The organism is Chroococcidiopsis sp. (assembly GCF_051657925.1).
Taxonomy (GTDB): domain Bacteria; phylum Cyanobacteriota; class Cyanobacteriia; order Cyanobacteriales; family Chroococcidiopsidaceae; genus Chroococcidiopsis.
Map to the genome: position 1 here is coordinate 13,799 of NZ_JBOFLP010000117.1, position 16,603 is coordinate 30,401.

Sequence of the window (16,603 nt, forward strand, 5' to 3'; positions counted from 1 at the left end):
TCAACCAATCGCAACTTTGTTAACTCACCACTGAGGATTGGTCAAAATTAAAGACTCTGCGGCTGCTAAATCTAGGGGTTTAGAAAATAAATATCCCTGTGCTTCTTCACAATCTAATGCATGTAAGTGTTGTAAATGAGTTGGAGTTTCCACGCCTTCGGCGATCGCTTTAATTCCTAACTGGTGAGCTAGGGAAATAATTGTGGCTGCAATCTGACGAGATTTGCCACCAGTTCCAATCCCACTGATAAAAGCTCGGTCTACTTTTAAATAATCAATCGGAAAACGGTGTAAATAACTGAGAGAAGAATAACCCGTACCGAAGTCATCAATACTCAGGCGAATATTTCTCGCCCGCAGTTGTCCGAGAACGAAGATCAGTTCTTCCACGTTGTCCATGAGCATACTTTCGGTCAGTTCTAGATTGAGACTCTCGCCTGCAATTTCCGTTTCGGTTAATATGCGATCTATCTTCTCCAGAAAATCGGGTTCTCGCAATTGTTTCAGCGAGAGGTTAACGCTGATTTTGGCGGGTGGATGAGAAAATTTAGTTTGCCATTGTTTCATTTGGCTGCAAGCTGTGAAAAGCACCCATTCACCAATCGGAACAACTAATCCAGTTTCTTCAGCAATCGGGATAAACTGGGATGGAGAAATCAAACCCCGTTCGGGATGCAGCCAGCGTAGTAGCGCTTCAAAACCGATAATTCTACCTGTATCTAAAGAGACGATTGGCTGGTAATTGAGGTGAAACTCTTGTCCGACTGCTGCTTGACGCAGATCGTTCTCGATTTGCAGTTTGTGGATTGCTTCAGCATACATGGCTCGGTCGAAAATTTCATACCGCGCTTTGCCTTGCTCCTTAGCACGGTACATGGCTATATCTGCATCTCTCAGCAGCTCTGAGCCTTGCTGATAGTGAGTTGCACTCGCAGCGATACCGATACTAGCACTGATAAATACTTCTCTGCTTGCGAGTTGCAGTGGCGATCGCAATTGGGTGTGAATTCGCTCGGCGACTCGAATCGCATCATTAATATCTTGAATTGGGTCGAGGAGAATGATAAATTCATCTCCGCCTAAGCGAGCAACTGTATCTGTGGAGCGGACGAGTTGTTGTAGCTGATGGGCGATCGCCAATAGCAATCGATCGCCTACCTGATGCCCTAAACTGTCGTTGATCGTTTTGAAGCGGTCTAAGTCGATAAATAAAACGGCAAATAAATGGTCTGGATATCGTTTTACCCGTTGTAATGCCATTTCCAAGCGTTCCATCAATAGAGTACGGTTGGGGAGATGGGTTAAGGCATCGTGCAAAGCACTGTAGACTAACTGCTCTTGTACTTGATGGCGATCGCTAATTTCTTGTTGCAACTGTCGGTTGACTGCCTCTAGTTGCAGCGTTCGCTGGCGAACTCTTGCTTCTAGTTCTTGGTTAAGCCGTTCGATTTCTATTTTGGCTGCACGCAATGCCAATTGATGCCTGACTCGCGCTAACACTTCCTCGACTGCAAAGGGTTTGGTAATGTAATCAACTCCGCCAACTGCGAAGCATTCGGCTTTATTGGTTGCTTCATCTAAAGCACTAATAAAAATAACTGGAATATCTTGAGTTGCTGGATTGGCTTTGAGATGACGACAAGTTTCAAAGCCATTCATTCCTACCATTACTACGTCTAATAAAATTAGATCTGGTAATCTATTTTTGATTTTCAATAAAGCATTTTCACCGCTGTTTGCAACAGAAACTATAAACCCAGAGTGTTGTAAGATTTTAAACAAACCTTTAACATTGAGCGGGCTGTCGTCAACAATTAAGATAGAAGATCTCTGATTTATATCGACCATTGCAGGAAATAGCTATGATTAGCTAGCTATTAGCGGTTAACTTTGAGGATAGAAAAAACAACTAAATGTTTGACAGTCGTGCTTTTATCGTGACTTAAGCAAGAGTAATTTAGGTATGTGTACAATGAAGAATTCGATGAAGATTTGAAAAATACGGATTTGTTTCACCCTTAAGACTTGGATAATTTTTTTAAAATTAAAATTAACTTACAGAAAAAATCGCGATCGCAAGGTACAGGTAGGAGCAAATGAGAGATGACGACCGACAGCGACATGAAGAAATTCGGCTACGTGAAGCAGAACGGCGAGTGACACTGGCTAGCCGTAATGCTACTGTCAGCAAACTAGTACAAATTATTTACTTCCTCGCCGGAGCGCTGGGGATGCTGCTGTTGTTACGAATGATTTTGCGGCTGTTTGGGGCGAATCCAGATAATACATTCGCTCAATTTATCTATAATCTCTCCGAGCCTTTTTACGCTCCAGTTGCCAACCTATTCGGTACACCAAAGTTTGGCAATTCCCAGGTTTTTGAAATTAATGCACTTGTAGCAATTGCAGCTTACGCAATTCTTGGTTGGTTGGTAGGAAGATTAGTTTGGTTAATTGGTAGTAGAACAGAATAGGTCGTAAGTCGTAAGTCGTAAGTAGAGAATTAACTGGTCACTGGTCACTGGTCACTGCTCCCTGCTCCCTGCTGACTGAATAGACGCAATAGCGAGCGCGCCCCACTTTTTTAGCATGATAGAGAGCGCGATCGGCAACAATTTCTGCTACTGGCAAGTTGACTTCAAACCAAAAAGTGGAGCCTTTACCTAATTCACTCTCGACATTAAGTTTGCCTCCCATTAATGCTACAAGTTGATAACTAATTGCTAATCCTAAACCCGTACCACTCTGCCGTTGTTTGCGATCGCCAAATTGTTCAAAAGGACGAAAAAGCTTGATTAATTGCTTTGGTGTTATCCCAATACCTGTGTCGATAATTTCAAATCGAATAGTCATTTGTCCTTCATCATTTATCATTTGTTTTGGTTGTGTGCCAATGACTGATGACGGATGACTAATAGCAACGCGCAGGGTAACTTGTCCGCGATCGGTAAATTTTATAGCATTACCTAAAAGATTAATTAATATTTGACGCAGACGTTTTGCATCTGCTTGAACTCCAGTTGGTAGTTCGGTTTGAATTTCCGATTTAAATCTAATATCTTTTTCTAATGCCCTCATTCGAACTAAGCCAGTAATGCTTTCTAAAAAATACTGTAAATCAAATTCGCTAGGATAAAGTTCCATTTTACGAGCTTCGATTTTGGCAAGATATAAACTATCTTCAATGAGGGTTAAAAGATGATTGCCACTGCGATAGATTATACCTAAACCGTCTATTTGCCGAGTCGTTAAATTGCGATCGCGTTGGAGAATTTGAGCATAACCTAAAATTTCATTTAAGGGAGTTCGCAGTTCGTGACTCATGTTAGAAAGAAATTCTGTTTTTGCTTGATTTGCAACCTCTGCTTGCTCTTTAGCACTAGCAAGTTGAGCAGTCCGTTCTTCAACTCGATTTTCTAACTGTTCGTTAGTTTGTTCTAGAGTTGTGAAAGACTCGCATAATTGCTGTGCCATACGGTTAAAAGACTGCCCTAATATTCCTAGTTCGTTAATAGAAAAAACTTCTACTTGGCGATCGAGATTGCCATCTGCAATGTCTTCAGAAGCTTGCACTAACTTATGGATCGGACGAGTAATCCAATGTGAAGTATAGAGTCCTAAGATCGTTGCAAATCCTAATGCGAGTAAACATAATAAAATGGTCGTGCGCGTGTTAGCGTTAATCTGTCCCATGAAATCGGATTCTGGGACTATGACCACAATTAGCCAATCTAAACCGTAAGCATCTTTCCACGGCGTAACTTGAGCAAAAGTTTTTTGTCCGACAATCTCTAAATTGAGTTTTTGACTTTGCTGAATGCGAGCTAAACTACCAAATTTTTGAAGTAAATATTCCATTGTAACTTTAATATTAGAATCTTTGCTAGACAAAGCTTAAATTCGTTTTACTTCTCCATGATTAAGGTATAAAATTTCTCGTTACTAGAAGCTGCAACCAGCATTCCATCGCGTTCGAGGATAAAAATTTTGGCTTGAGGGCTAATCTTAATTTGACGCAAAAAACTATGAATTTGAGATAAGACTAAATCGATGCCAATCACACCCAATAAAGAGCGATCTTTGTTGTAAAGTAGATAGCTGGCAGAAATGGAAATAATGGAAGGATCGTCATCCCAGTTATAAATTTCGCTCCATAATGGACGACCTATTTTAACCGCATCAGTGTACCAGCTATCTTTACGGAAATCGAATTCATCGACCATAATTCGTTTCGTAGGATTGCCCTGACTATCTGTGGCATAGCCGTAACATCTGCCGAGATATGCTGGCTCGATAAAATCCATTCGTAAACTATTATCAGGTTCGCGATTAATCCCAATAAAATCTCCTTTAGGATTGCCATAGTTGATATAGCCAAATGTTGGAAACACGCGCATTTGCTTCCAAAAGTAGCGTCCAAAACTACGGAGATCTTTAGGATTAATCAGACTTTGTTCGATCGCCCTAGCATTAAGTTGGTTAATCTGATGTGGCAGTGCTAGGTAGCTATCAAGATGCTGGCTGACGCGATCGATCGCCTGTTGGCGTAGTTGAGTCGCAAGGTCGTTGACCGATCTTTGTCCGTTACGTAAAGATAGGTATCCCGTCACTCCCACTGCTGCAAAGATTTGTAACACGAAGGGGACAATCAAAATCGCGCGCAGGGGAAGTTTTCGGACAGCTTTGGTAGTAGTTGAAGTAGCTGACGAAGATACCATAATTTTTGGTATTTTGGTAAAGTTACATCTTTATGTAGAGCAAATTTTGATATATTAGTAGTACCATAATGACTTGTTAATTGATAGTTCTTTTATTCGCTTGACCTAACATCACGATCGAACGTATAGCGGCGGACGTTCTGGAGAAATAATTGCTAATTTAGATTGCCCAAAATTCAAGCTGAAATATACAGCCATGAGGAAAAAGTAACTGGAAATCGTGGCATATTACAGATATAGTGCGTCTTCACCTTCTATAGAGGAAGTCGTAAGGAGTCAGGCTTTGATTTCTCAATTTTGAATGCGTGAGTTTTGAATTTTGACTTATCCCTTACCCTCTAAAATAAACTTAGAGGATTTTGCAAAAGAGAGCTGTTTGTAAATGCCTAAGACTGTTGCCGATGTCATGACCCGCGACCCAATTGTAGTGCGTCCAGAAACTTCATTGCATGATGCAATTAAGCTTTTAGCAGAAAAGCGTATTAGTGGTTTACCTGTAGTAGACGATGCAGGCAAGTTGATCGGTACGATTTCAGAGACAGATCTGATGTGGCAAGAAACGGGGGTCACTCCTCCGGCTTACATCATGTTTCTTGATAGCGTGATTTTCCTAAAAAATCCGGCTCAATACGAACGAGATTTGCATAAAGCTTTAGGGCAAACGGTGGGAGAGGTGATGAGTCAGGATTTGATTACCGTTGCTCCTGATAAACCATTGCGAGATGCAGCGCAACTCATGCACGATCGCAAGATCCAGCGTTTACCCGTCGTCGATCCTAGCGGTAAGGTAATTGGAATTTTGACTCGCGGCGATATCGTGCGCGACTTAGCAGCCAGCGAGCAGTGATTCAGTTATCAGTGACCAGTGACCAGTGACCAGTTAATTCCGACTTTTGCCTCCTGACTTCTGGCTTCTAACTTCCGACTTGTAACTTCTTGCCCCTAAAAAATGGTAAGAGTAAATACAAATTACCAAATACAAAATAACAAATTCAAAATGGCTGTTAGTCCAGAATCGGTAAAGCAATTACTCGATTCGCAGGATTTGGGCGATCGCTTGCGGGCGATGAATCAAGTTCGCGAATTGGAAGATAAAGGAGTTGCGCTGGAGTTGGCGCTCAAGGCAATTGATGACCCCAACGCCAGAGTGCGCTACTCAGCAGTGAGTCAGTTGGACACTTTGGGAGGACAAGATTTAAATACTAGTTTAAATGTATTGCGCGATCGCCTGCTCAACGACCCCGAACCAGACGTACAAGCTGCTGCAGCTGACTGTCTGGGAGCGCTGAAGTTAACTGATGCGTTTGCAGATTTAGCGCAAGTCTATCACAGTACGCCCGAGTGGTTAGTGCGGTTTAGTATTATTGCAACTCTGGGTGAATTGGGCGATCCGCGCTCTTTTGACTTATTAAAAGAAGCATTGGAATCGGGTAGCGAGTTAGATAAAACTGCGGCAATTAGCTCTCTGGGAGATTTAGGCAATCCGCAAGCAATAGAATTACTAGTTCCTTTTGCTACCAACCCCGATTGGCAAATTCGCTATCGCGTCGTGCAAGCTTTAGCTAAATTGGGCGGCGAACAAGCTCGGACTCTGATCGAGCAGTTAGCCAAAGACGAAGTTGAAGCTGTATCCCAGGAAGCAAAAAATAGTTTGTAGTAAAATTTGTTTCTAGGAAGCTTGGCAAATAAAATTCGCAGCTATATGGGCAAAACCCGCCTAAGCGGGTTAAGAGACTTAATATAGGACAGTCCCCGCAGGCGGACTAGCCTAAGGCAAGCCGCTAAACGCTTCGCCACACTACCCCTACGGGGAAGCAAGCTACATGAATGCGTCCATGTTTGTGTAGTCGCGAATTTTATGCGCTCAAAGCACTATACGGGAGACAAGGCATATGGCGATCGCGACTTTACCTCGTCTGACTGAAGCACAAATTCGCAAACTAGCGACAGAGCAAAGTTTTCAGCGTGGCGATCGCTATTATCGCCAAGGCAGAATTCTCAACCCAATGCGTCAAGATTTAGTCTTGTGGGCAGATTGTCAAGGTTCCGAACTTTACCAGCCTCGCATCAAATTGGGCAAACAGGGAGTTGTCAGTGCTGATTGTACTTGCCCCTACGATTGGGGCGGACTCTGCAAGCATCAGATAGCTTTGTTACTGGCTTACATCCACCAGCCCGACACTTTTCACGCCATACCACCCCTAAGCGAAATGCTTGCTACTCGCAGTCGCGAAGATTTGATCGAGCTAGTTGAGTTGATGGTACAGCGTTATCCCAGTTTACTGTCATTGGTAGAACTTTCTACAGCTCAGCCGCAGCCAGGAAAAGCTCTGGATTTGTCAATCTATCGCCGTCAAGCGCAACGCGCCCTACGTCAAGAAGATATGGAGGCGATGCCACAGATTTACAACCCTTACACGGGAACAACTGCGAGATAACGTACTACAAAAACTCCAGCAGAACAAACAGCTGCTCTTGCTGACACATATTGCCTTTTATGAGAAAAATATCGAGCGGGTGCTAGAATTATTTCCCCAGCTCAAACAATGGGAGCAGTCTAGATTTCGCCAACCCCTAGCCAAGGCAATCGAAACTACCCATCCCCAAATGGCGATCGCGCTTTACAAACAATTAGCTACGCAGGCGATCGAGCAAAAAAGTCGCTCTGCCTATCGAGAAGCCGTCCAACATTTACAACGAATCAAGGCTGTCTGTGAATCGTGCAACACTCGATCTGATTGGACGGAATACATCACGAAACTGCGCTCTCAATACCCTACTTTACGGGCGTTACACGATGAGTTGTCCAAAGCAAAACTTTAATCATCTGGTGAATAGTGACTGGTGACTAGCGGCTTCTTAACTTACGACTTATATTCACTTTTGCAACATCTATGTTGTTAAAATGCTAGAAACAATGCTTCAGCTCTTGTAAACAAAACTTAAAGATTCGTCAAGAAAGGTTATGAACCCATCAGAAAACAACGCTCTATCGACTGAGAAAAGCCTAGAGGCAATGTGGCAGTTCTCTCAGACTTACGCCAAGCGCACGGGAACATATTTTTGCGCCGATCCTTCCGTGACAGCTGTAGTGGTGGAAGGGCTTGCCAAACACAAAGACGATCTTGGTGCGCCTTTATGTCCCTGTCGCCATTATGAAGACAAGGAAGCAGAAGTTCACGCAACTTTCTGGAATTGCCCTTGTGTACCAATGCGCGAACGTAAAGAGTGTCACTGTATGCTGTTCTTAACTCCAGACAACGACTTTGCTGGAGAACAACAGGACATCGATCTAGAATACATCAAAACCGTGCGAGAAAGCATGGGATAGTTAATTCGTCATTGGTCATTGGTCATTGGTCATTTGTCATTGACGAACAGTAGGGGTGGGTTCACTAAAAATCTCTACTTCCATTAGAAAAAGTGGATGAACCCGCCCCGATCTAACAATTGCGTGTGAGGGATAAAATCTTGAATCAAGAGGAACCTGAGGAGTTTTGGCAGGGTGTAGAACAGTTCAATCAAGGGCAGTTCTACGCCTGTCACGATACCTTAGAAGCCTTATGGATGGAAGCAACCGAACCGGAAAAAACTTTCTACCAGGGAGTTTTGCAAGTTGCTGTAGGGCTTTATCATCTGGGTAATAAGAATTGGCACGGGGCAGTCATTTTATTAGGAGAAGGCATTAAGCGGCTAGACAGGTATCCTAGTGCTTATAGCGGGATTGATGTTGATGAATTGATAATTTCTAGCGCCGATTTATTAAAAACACTACAGCAAGCGGGTGCAGAAAAGGTGGGTACTTGGCAATTGGGTAAAGAGGCGATCGCAACAGAAACTTCTACCTTGCCCCTGCCGAAAATCGTACCAGCTGAGTCAGAGATTTTGTAGGAAGACTTGACTACTCGCTTCTACAAATATTGAAACAAGTCAGCAAAACCGTAGAGGCTGAGGATAAATAACAGTACGGCAATAACTTGGGTGGGACGCGCTTGGTAGGTAGGGGCGATCGCTTCACGTATCCACATGGAAGCTGATACCCCAATTAAGTAACTCCAGGCTAATGCTTGGTAAGACCAGTGGGGTGAAATCAGCCAAGTTCCCAGTAATATAGTTGCTAGCAATAACATCAGCATTTCGATCAGCTGAGGTGGATTGTGCTGACAAGAAAAAACTAGAGTGTTCCACCAAATTAGCCAAATTCTCATATGCAAGTCAAAAGTCAAAGTTCAAAAGTCGTAGGGACGGGTTTTTTGGGCAAACCTGTTCTAGAACAAGTGATTCTGCGGTTCAAACCCACCCGTACAAAAGTCAAGCATTCGTAAGGGTGGGTTTTTTGGGCAGACCTGTTCTAGAACAAGTGATTCTGCGGTTCAAACCCGCCCGTACAAAAGTCAAAATGCTCAAACATGAGGAATTTAAGGCTAGCGATAGCGTCCGCCTGCTTGTCCAATACCATTAGCTTGCGCTGTTTTTTCTGGCATTTCATCCGTCGTTGGTTCAATGCCAAACACGCGGCTAAATGCCTTGTCTACTTTGTAGCCAGAATCGATCGCCTCTAAGGGGTCTTTCCGCAGTCTGTGACGCAGGCATAGAGTAATGACGCGACGAATATCGTCTACCGTGACTTCAGTACGACCTTCAAACGCCGCGATCGCTTTAGCTGCGCGGTTGGTTACAATGTCACCCCGCAAGCCATCAACATCAAGTTCGGAGCAAACTTCAGAAATTTTTACCCGCAGATCGTAATCCATTTGTACTGAAGGTAACAATTCTTGAGCCTTAATCAGCTGTTGTTGTAAAGCTTGTTGCTGTGGCTGATATTTGTCAGAAAATTGCAGTGGATTTTGGTCGAAATCCGACCTTTGTTCCACAATTTGTACCCGCAAGGCTGGTTCTTTTACAGTATGAATTTCCGCGTGCATTCCGAAGCGATCGAGCAGTTGCGGGCGCAATTCACCTTCTTCTGGGTTGCCAGAACCAACGAGAACGAAACGGGCGGGGTGACGGATCGAAATGCCTTCCCGTTCTACAGTATTCCAACCACTGGCGGCGGAGTCTAGCAATACGTCTACAAGGTGATCGTCAAGTAGGTTAACTTCATCGACGTAGAGAATACCGCGATTTGCCTTTGCCAGCAGTCCTGGTTCAAAAGCTTTGACACCTTCAGATAAAGCTTTTTCAATGTCAATCGTGCCGCAAACTCGGTCTTCTGTCGCTCCCAATGGCAGATCGACCATAGTAATTTTTTTCTTAGCGACGGGAATTTCTACACCTTGTTCTAATTTCTGCCGTGCTGCATCTCCCATCAAATCAGGATCGCTAGGATGGCTGTTGAACGGATCGTCTGCCACAACTTCAATCTCTGGCAATAGGTCAGCTAAAGCGCGGATCGTGGTGGATTTGCCAGTCCCGCGATCGCCCATGATCATTACCCCACCAATTTTCGGGTCAATAATGTTGAGTAAAAGGGCGAGTTTCATTTCGTCCTGACCCACAATAGCGGTGAAAGGAAACACGACACGACGAGCAGCGGTAGCAGTTGTCACGGGATTACCTATTAAAGTTTTTTCTTAACACCGTCTTTAATTTTGCCACATAATGCAGTGCCACCATTGACACATAATGCAGTAATGCCAGTGACACGTTATGCAGTGCTAGAGCTTGCAGCAGGCAAATAGAATTCGCACGCCAGTTGCTACAACGGAGAAGACCTCCACGCCAGTTCGCAAGAGCGGGGATTCCCCCCGCTCTTGCGAACTGGCTCCGCAACGCACTGGCTCAGCTACACAGACAAAACCCGCAAGGCAAGGGTTCAGACCTTGACTTTCCATCAATCCGTGCAGGCGGACTAGCCTACGGCAAGCCGCTATGCGTCTACGATTGTGTAGTCGCGAATTCTATTCGCCCAAATGACAAATGTAACGGTTTTGTGGAGCGTAACTCGTGACATTCCTCAGCAGATTTCTCGTGTCGGACTGCATAAGATACAGGCAGGCTATCTGCTGACAAACCAGAGGATAAACATCAAGCTGCGCGTAAGAGATAGAAATCGGTAACATAGTGTTTCTCATGCAGGTGAAATAAATTCGTTGGGGCGCACAGATATGCATTCCACAGATTTGTGTAATTCATCTCGCTGAGAATAGCAGTATTGCCATTCTAAATAATTACGAAAAACAGATACTTTTCTGGTGGGTGGGCATTGCCAACCCTACTCTAATTTTCGGTTTCAGAAGTTTTTTTCAGCTCAACTGCATAACTTGGACAAAAGTTTGAACCCACGCCGCGCCCTTTCCCAGAGTCCGTGCAGCCACGGGCAATGAATTGGCGCTTTCAACTTGCATCTAGTCACAAAAATTCATAATTTCAAATCCGAAATTATGAATTATCGAGAGGTAGTTAAGAGTAAGACAACGGTAATTCTTTTCACTGGATTTCTGGCAATTCCATAATATCTGTATCGCGTTCAAAATCTTTTCAGAAATCAACTTTAGCAAGGAATCTACTGTATTCAAATTTGTTTTATTTACACGTTCATCAAACACATATTGCTTCAAGGAGAAGTAACAAATGCAACTTTCTTATCGTGGTTTAGCTTACACCAAATCTAATCAATCAGCTCCAGTAGTCACTAAACAATTAGTAGGAAAATATCGGGGTGTAAGTTTTGGTGCTCGTCCAGCTACACAAGCGATCGCACCACAACCGACACGGCATCTGAAATATCGTGGTTTAGCGTATTAATTAGTCATTGGTCATTTGTCATTGGTGAATAGTTAGTTTTGACTTTTGACTTTTAACTTTTGACTTACCTTATTGGCTAATAATTCCCGACCATTGAACTTTTTTCTGTTTGTCGCGACGATAGGAAAAGAAACGTTCTGGTTCTTGGTAGGTACAGTGAGGAGCGATCGCCACTTGTTCGGGACTAATACCCAATTGCTCCAATTGCAAGGTAATAACGCGCCGGATATCCAACCGGACTCTCTCTGGGTGAGAGTCGGGTAATAAAGGGGAGTTGGGTATTTCAGTTAAAAAGTCGAGAATTTCGGTTTTGGCTTCAGTTGCAGTGATGCTAGCTCCAACTTCAGCTGCTACCTGTTGAGAAACCTGATAGACACTCCCCGCGATCGCCGGACCCAAAGCGACGCGCAAATCTTGAATTTTGCTACCTTGTGCTTGCAAACGAGCGATCGCTTGCGGCACAATTTTCATCGCCGTTCCCCGCCAGCCTGCATGAACGGCTGCAACTCGTCCCGTATGGCGATCGGCAATTAATACAGGCGTACAATCGGCACTCGCTACCCAAACTGCCTGTAGCGGCTGTTCTGTGAGCAATCCATCTGCCTCAACTAGGGGCGAGGAGTGAGGAGTGAGGAGTATGGGGGAATTTAGGATTTGAGGTTTGGGATTTGGGATTGCTTTCTCCGCCTCAACTCTCTTCAACCCCTCGCTCCTCGCTCCTCGCTCCTCACCCCTCATCTCTGATGGAGTCACGACAACATTCCCATGTACCTGCTTGACGCGATAAGCCTCGGCTTCTGGGTGTAAAGCTGAGGTCAAGTCGTGGGGAGCATGAGGATGAAAATGTCGCGTAAAAAAACCGTGGGGAAATGCTTCTAACAAGCTACAGGATAGATAGAGAAAACCTTCGCAACCGCGCCAATCCCAAGTATGCATGGATTAAATCTAAAAATTAGCAAACAATTAGCAAACAAAATGAAACTAAATTAGCCAAACTGCCATCTACTGTAAAAGCACAGCATGACAGGTTTATTTTCAGCAAATTAATGCTAACTTAATTGACACAGTTTGCACTTGCCAGCGTGACACTAGACCGACAAAAGCTATTAGCAATTCTTGCTCCAATGGTAGCAGAAGCGGATTTTGCTGTAGAAGTCTACGAGAGTCTACCCTCGACCAACCAGAAAGCCTGGGATGCGATCGCGCAGGGGGCAAAACCAGAAACGGTCATTATTGCCGAACAACAAACAGCTGGACGGGGACAATGGGGACGACAGTGGGCTTCGCCAGCAGGAGGTTTATATTTATCTGTAGTCCTAGAGCCAAACTTACCAGTTAACTGCGGCTATCAGTTGACTTTAGCCACTGCTTGGGGCATTGCAACAGCTTTGGGCGATCGCGGTGTTCCCGTAAAATTGAAATGGCACAACGACCTAGTTTTGCTAGGACGTAAACTGGGTGGGATTCTGACAGAAACAAAAGTGCGACATGAAAAAATTATTCATGCTGTAGTCGGAGTCGGGATTAACTGGGCTAACCCTGTCCCAGCCACAGGGATCGGTTTGCAATCTTTCTTATCTCAACAAGCTTTGGCTGCAATTGACTGCTTAGAAACATTAGTGGCTGTGACACTACAAGGCACAATTTCAGGTTACAAGTTTTGCTCCTCAGGGGGAATCGATACTCTTCTGCCGTCTTACCACAAGCTATTTATAAATATGGGACAGCGCATCACCGTAGAAGGACAAAACGGCGTTGTAGTTGGTATTAGCGATCGCGGCGAACTACGAGTCAGGCTTGACTCTCAGTCATACAATTTCAGCCCCAATTCAGAAATTTATCTCCCCCCTGGTGCTGTGAGTCTGGGTTATGATGGCTAATTGTTTGACAAAGCATAAATATTTCGTTTGGATCGTAAGGAAGTCATAGGGAGCAGGGAGCAGGGAAAAACTTACAACTTGCCACCAACAAATGACAAATGACAAATGACAAATGACAAATGACTAACTACTAATTACCAGTTACTATGCCTACTAACTCCAAACATATATTTCTTATCAGTTTTATTAGTATTTCTAGCTTGCTTGGTGGCAACTTAGTCTTGGCTCAGCCAGAAGCTGCGATCGACAATTCATTGGATACCTCTCCCAGCCCCAACCTACAAGTCAATTCAAAATCGGTAAAACCGGAGAGATGGCAAAAACTGAGACAAAAGCTAGACACTTCACCTGTCAGACGATCGGCTAACTTGCCTGATAATCCTGCTCCAGATCCCAGTGGTGCGTACATCGACCCCACAGGATACAGCCTCGGTGCTACCACTGGCTACGAAGCACCAAGCTCAATAGTATTAAAATCCAGAATATCCGGTTGTCGGGCTGTTGCTAGACCTGGTTTGAGTAGCCTTTGTCGTCCCAGCCTCCGCCAGCAGCGGATGAGACAACTAGCTCGTTCTAGAAACTTTGGTAGAAGCGTCGCCCTGCTCGATCGCCACTCGGTTGCCAACGGCATCAGACCTATTCAGCTTGGACCGATCAATATTACTGCTGAAGGCTTTCGCGTGGCGACCAACTTGAAAACCCAGCGTAGCGTTCTCAGCTATCAATACCGCGATCCCGAAGCCAAAGGACAGGGAAATTTCATGTTTCCACTGACAGTTCCCTCTCCCGTCACCTCAGTTTTTGGCTGGCGCGTCCATCCTCTATTTGGTGATTTCAGCTTTCACTCTGGTACAGATATAGGTGCGCCCCTGGGAACGCCAGTGTTAGCGGCTTATCCAGGTACGGTAGAAGTTGCCGATTATGTCGGTGGCTACGGTTTAACTGTCGTTCTCAACCACAACAAAAATACGCTCCAAACCCTTTACGGTCATTTATCTGAAATCTTTGTCTCTCCAGGAGAAACAATTCCGCAGGGAACTGTCATCGGGCGGGTTGGCAGTACGGGTAATTCCACAGGTCCTCACCTCCACTTCGAGACCCGACAGTTAACTGCAAACGGTTGGATTGTTGCCAATCCTGAAGCATACTTGAAGACTGGGCTAGCACGATTGGATAAAGCTATCCGCTTAGCCAACTCCCAACCAGAGCGTCACGAAACGGCGATGCCTGCCACTGTTCGCGAAGCGATCGTCGCCAGCGCCAGCAGTACTCAATTCAACTTTGAAATTAAGCAAGTCGATTTGGATGGCTTAGTTGCCCGCGATCCTGGTGCAGAATTAGAATCTGCCGTAGTCCAGCTAGTTAATGCACTTCGTGGCGATCGCAACGCTGTAAGCAGGAGTGAGGAGTTAGGAGTGAGGGGTTAGGGAAAAGACATGGGAGAAGCCGTAAGTTTTAAGACGTAAGTATTCACGCACCAGGCATCACTCTCTTACTCCCTTGCTCCTCGCTCCACTCTCCGAGAAGCCGCTGTCGCGTCTACGCTCCTCGCTCCTCACCCTTCATAGATACCCATGTTCTACTAAAAATGCTGGCGATAACTCTTCTCTGGCTTGATGAGGAGAGTTGTAGTTCAGCAGCTTTTCAACATATTTGCCTAAAATATCAGCTTCTAAATTCACCAAACTGCCAGGGCGGAGATCGCGCAAATTAGTGCAATCGTATGTATGGGGAATGACGGCGACTTTAAACCAATTTCTAGTAGGGTCGAGATCGGCAATAGTAAGGCTGACACCGTTGATGGCAATACTACCTTTGGGAACGATGTAACGGGCGATCGCTTCTGTTGCAGTAAAGCTCATTTCCCATGAGGTAGCTGTTTCTTCTACCGTTTCCAAGCACCCCGTTCCATCTACGTGTCCCATGACAAAATGACCTCCCACTTTACCACCGACACGCAAAGAGGTTTCTAGATTGACATATCCTGCATCCGCTTCGCGCTGTCCCAGGGTAGTACGGCGGAGGGTTTCCGGCGAGGCTGCGGCGATAAATCCTTGGGGTAGAATTTCCATGACCGTGAGGCAAACTCCATCCACCGCAACGCTATCCCCAAGCGCGAGATCTGGCAAAATTAAATTTTTCTCGTCGCTAGAGCAAGTAATCTGATAATAATAGTTGTCTAGCGCTCGAATCTGACCCAAAGCTTGTACTAATCCCGTAAACACAGTTTTCTCCCAAAAATCGATAATTTTGCCCAATTTAGCTAGTTTGTCTCATCCGAGCGGTCTTGGATGCAATTTAGACAACTGATTCTGGCAAAATTTACTCACGCTAAATCCATAAATTCAGCTTACAATCAGGGCATACTTAGGATAGGCTATCGTACAGCAAAGAACTAAGGGCTATTCTCTGTCTTTGCTGCCAGCAGATCGGAAAAGTTGTTATGTAAGGCTATAAAGTATGTTTATTTTTGCTATACAGAATCAAACACCTTCAACCCCATCTACCAATTACCCTTTGCCTAGAGAGTTTTAGAGGCTACGCAAATGATCGAAATGAAAGTCGCTGGCATTGCTTTAGATGCGGTCAACCGCAGTCCAATCGTGCTGTTGAAAGACGGTAAAGAGCGTAGAGCATTACCCATCTACATCAATCAAGATCAGGCAAAGGCGATTATTGGCGCTTTAGAAAATCAAAAACCTCCCAGACCTCTAACTCACGATCTCATAGTAAATATTCTAGAGGTCTGGGGTATGACCTTGGAAAAAGTAGTCATTCATTCAATTCAGGATGGGACGTTTTACGCAGTTTTGTGCGCCCGCCAGGGTGAGGTCAAAAAAGAAATTGATGCTCGCCCCAGCGATGCGATCGCGATCGCCCTACGCCTGAATAGCCCGATCTGGGTGATGGAGGAAGTGGTAGCTGATGCTTCAATTCCCGTCGATCGCGAAGCAGATGAAGCTGAGCTAAAAGCTTTTCGAGAGTTTCTCTCCAACATTAGACCAGAAGATTTGATTCAAGGAGGTGGCGAGTTTCGTACAGGCTGAAATCAGTGACCAGTTATCGTAGGGGCGGGTTTAGCAAAAGATTGACGAGTTCAGGCAATAAATCTACGTTCAAAACCCGCCCGTACAGGAGTCAAGAGCGATCGCTAAGTGATAACTGTCAAAACGTAATCCATTCTAAATGCTGCGGGTTCTCCATTAAGTCTTTGGCGACAATGTAAGCGGCGATCGTCCAGGTTTGATAGCGCATTGC

Annotated in this window: 18 protein-coding genes; 11 read left to right on the plus strand and 7 right to left on the minus strand. The window is 44.8% G+C overall.

The features are described 5' to 3' along the window. Positions 1–24 precede the first annotated feature (24 nt). Entirely contained in the window at positions 25–1,848 is a 1,824-nt protein-coding gene (locus tag ACRC32_RS08745; RefSeq protein ID WP_438553596.1) for a two-component system response regulator, read from the minus strand. Positions 1,849–2,096: 248 nt separating this feature from the next. Between ACRC32_RS08745 and ACRC32_RS08750 the strand changes: the two genes are divergently transcribed. Then, positions 2,097–2,474, plus strand: a complete 378-nt coding sequence (locus tag ACRC32_RS08750; protein ID WP_192155013.1) for a YggT family protein — start codon at positions 2,097–2,099, stop codon at positions 2,472–2,474. 37 nt (positions 2,475–2,511) lie between these two features. Here the strand turns inward: ACRC32_RS08750 and ACRC32_RS08755 are convergent, their stop codons facing one another. Further along, the gene (locus ACRC32_RS08755) at positions 2,512–3,858 is read right to left on the minus strand and encodes an ATP-binding protein (RefSeq protein ID WP_438553597.1); all 1,347 of its coding nucleotides are present in this window, start codon (positions 3,856–3,858) and stop codon (positions 2,512–2,514) included. Positions 3,859–3,905: 47 nt separating this feature from the next. Beyond that, the gene (locus tag ACRC32_RS08760) at positions 3,906–4,718 is read right to left on the minus strand and encodes a cache domain-containing protein (protein WP_438553598.1); all 813 of its coding nucleotides are present in this window, start codon (positions 4,716–4,718) and stop codon (positions 3,906–3,908) included. Positions 4,719–5,100: 382 nt separating this feature from the next. On the opposite strand from ACRC32_RS08760, the gene ACRC32_RS08765 reads away from it, so the two are divergent. From ACRC32_RS08765 to ACRC32_RS08790, 6 genes are all read left to right on the plus strand, one after another. After that, positions 5,101–5,565: a CBS domain-containing protein gene (locus ACRC32_RS08765; protein ID WP_438553599.1), complete on the plus strand. Its 465-nt coding sequence runs from the start codon at positions 5,101–5,103 to the stop codon at positions 5,563–5,565. A gap of 150 nt (positions 5,566–5,715) precedes the next feature. Next, positions 5,716–6,375 (plus strand): phycobilisome degradation protein NblB, encoded by a 660-nt coding sequence (gene nblB / locus ACRC32_RS08770; protein WP_039713229.1) that lies wholly within the window; start codon positions 5,716–5,718, stop codon positions 6,373–6,375. 235 nt (positions 6,376–6,610) lie between these two features. Further along, positions 6,611–7,156 (plus strand): SWIM zinc finger family protein, encoded by a 546-nt coding sequence (locus ACRC32_RS08775; protein WP_438553600.1) that lies wholly within the window; start codon positions 6,611–6,613, stop codon positions 7,154–7,156. A gap of 37 nt (positions 7,157–7,193) precedes the next feature. Then, a complete protein-coding gene (locus tag ACRC32_RS08780) occupies positions 7,194–7,541 on the plus strand; it encodes a hypothetical protein (protein ID WP_438553601.1) in 348 nt (115 codons plus the stop codon). A 142-nt stretch (positions 7,542–7,683) separates the two neighbouring features. Further along, positions 7,684–8,049: a ferredoxin thioredoxin reductase catalytic beta subunit gene (locus tag ACRC32_RS08785; RefSeq protein WP_438553602.1), complete on the plus strand. Its 366-nt coding sequence runs from the start codon at positions 7,684–7,686 to the stop codon at positions 8,047–8,049. 140 nt (positions 8,050–8,189) lie between these two features. Then, positions 8,190–8,609, plus strand: coding sequence for a DUF309 domain-containing protein (locus ACRC32_RS08790; protein ID WP_438553603.1), 420 nt, complete (start codon positions 8,190–8,192; stop codon positions 8,607–8,609). 20 nt (positions 8,610–8,629) lie between these two features. Here ACRC32_RS08790 and ACRC32_RS08795 read toward each other — a convergent pair whose 3' ends face one another. Continuing rightward, the gene (locus ACRC32_RS08795; protein WP_438553604.1) at positions 8,630–8,944 is read right to left on the minus strand and encodes a hypothetical protein; all 315 of its coding nucleotides are present in this window, start codon (positions 8,942–8,944) and stop codon (positions 8,630–8,632) included. Positions 8,945–9,142: 198 nt separating this feature from the next. Continuing rightward, positions 9,143–10,267 carry a magnesium chelatase ATPase subunit I gene (gene bchI / locus ACRC32_RS08800; RefSeq protein WP_438553605.1) on the minus strand — a complete coding sequence of 375 codons (1,125 nt, stop codon included), beginning with the start codon at positions 10,265–10,267 and terminating at the stop codon, positions 9,143–9,145. A 1,024-nt stretch (positions 10,268–11,291) separates the two neighbouring features. Between bchI and ACRC32_RS08805 the strand changes: the two genes are divergently transcribed. Next, positions 11,292–11,465, plus strand: a complete 174-nt coding sequence (locus ACRC32_RS08805) for a DUF4278 domain-containing protein (RefSeq protein ID WP_438553606.1) — start codon at positions 11,292–11,294, stop codon at positions 11,463–11,465. Between the two features lie 69 nt (positions 11,466–11,534). Here ACRC32_RS08805 and pgeF read toward each other — a convergent pair whose 3' ends face one another. Beyond that, a complete protein-coding gene (pgeF, locus tag ACRC32_RS08810; protein WP_438553607.1) occupies positions 11,535–12,401 on the minus strand; it encodes a peptidoglycan editing factor PgeF in 867 nt (288 codons plus the stop codon). 146 nt (positions 12,402–12,547) lie between these two features. Here pgeF and ACRC32_RS08815 point away from each other — a divergent pair, with 146 nt between their 5' ends. Together ACRC32_RS08815 and ACRC32_RS08820 are read left to right on the plus strand one after the other, a co-directional pair. Then, positions 12,548–13,345: a biotin--[acetyl-CoA-carboxylase] ligase gene (locus ACRC32_RS08815; RefSeq protein WP_438553611.1), complete on the plus strand. Its 798-nt coding sequence runs from the start codon at positions 12,548–12,550 to the stop codon at positions 13,343–13,345. 146 nt (positions 13,346–13,491) lie between these two features. Further along, complete coding sequence (locus ACRC32_RS08820) at positions 13,492–14,772, plus strand: M23 family metallopeptidase (RefSeq protein ID WP_438553608.1); 1,281 nt, start codon at positions 13,492–13,494, stop codon at positions 14,770–14,772. A gap of 135 nt (positions 14,773–14,907) precedes the next feature. Here ACRC32_RS08820 and ACRC32_RS08825 read toward each other — a convergent pair whose 3' ends face one another. Further along, positions 14,908–15,570 carry a riboflavin synthase gene (locus ACRC32_RS08825; RefSeq protein WP_438553609.1) on the minus strand — a complete coding sequence of 221 codons (663 nt, stop codon included), beginning with the start codon at positions 15,568–15,570 and terminating at the stop codon, positions 14,908–14,910. 321 nt (positions 15,571–15,891) lie between these two features. On the opposite strand from ACRC32_RS08825, the gene ACRC32_RS08830 reads away from it, so the two are divergent. Further along, positions 15,892–16,392 carry a bifunctional nuclease family protein gene (locus ACRC32_RS08830; RefSeq protein WP_015153061.1) on the plus strand — a complete coding sequence of 167 codons (501 nt, stop codon included), beginning with the start codon at positions 15,892–15,894 and terminating at the stop codon, positions 16,390–16,392. Positions 16,393–16,603 lie beyond the last annotated feature (211 nt).

What these genes read in the sequence shown, in the direction of transcription:
- ACRC32_RS08745 (WP_438553596.1), bottom strand. Translation starts at nt 1,848, where the DNA reads ATGGTCGATATAAATCAGAGATCTTCTATCTTAATTGTTGACGACAGC.
- ACRC32_RS08750 (WP_192155013.1), top strand. Translation starts at nt 2,097, where the DNA reads ATGAGAGATGACGACCGACAGCGACATGAAGAAATTCGGCTACGTGAA.
- ACRC32_RS08755 (WP_438553597.1), bottom strand. Translation starts at nt 3,858, where the DNA reads ATGGAATATTTACTTCAAAAATTTGGTAGTTTAGCTCGCATTCAGCAA.
- ACRC32_RS08760 (WP_438553598.1), bottom strand. Translation starts at nt 4,718, where the DNA reads ATGGTATCTTCGTCAGCTACTTCAACTACTACCAAAGCTGTCCGAAAA.
- ACRC32_RS08765 (WP_438553599.1), top strand. Translation starts at nt 5,101, where the DNA reads ATGCCTAAGACTGTTGCCGATGTCATGACCCGCGACCCAATTGTAGTG.
- nblB (WP_039713229.1), top strand. Translation starts at nt 5,716, where the DNA reads ATGGCTGTTAGTCCAGAATCGGTAAAGCAATTACTCGATTCGCAGGAT.
- ACRC32_RS08775 (WP_438553600.1), top strand. Translation starts at nt 6,611, where the DNA reads ATGGCGATCGCGACTTTACCTCGTCTGACTGAAGCACAAATTCGCAAA.
- ACRC32_RS08785 (WP_438553602.1), top strand. Translation starts at nt 7,684, where the DNA reads ATGAACCCATCAGAAAACAACGCTCTATCGACTGAGAAAAGCCTAGAG.
- ACRC32_RS08805 (WP_438553606.1), top strand. Translation starts at nt 11,292, where the DNA reads ATGCAACTTTCTTATCGTGGTTTAGCTTACACCAAATCTAATCAATCA.
- pgeF (WP_438553607.1), bottom strand. Translation starts at nt 12,401, where the DNA reads ATGCATACTTGGGATTGGCGCGGTTGCGAAGGTTTTCTCTATCTATCC.
- ACRC32_RS08820 (WP_438553608.1), top strand. Translation starts at nt 13,492, where the DNA reads ATGCCTACTAACTCCAAACATATATTTCTTATCAGTTTTATTAGTATT.
- ACRC32_RS08830 (WP_015153061.1), top strand. Translation starts at nt 15,892, where the DNA reads ATGATCGAAATGAAAGTCGCTGGCATTGCTTTAGATGCGGTCAACCGC.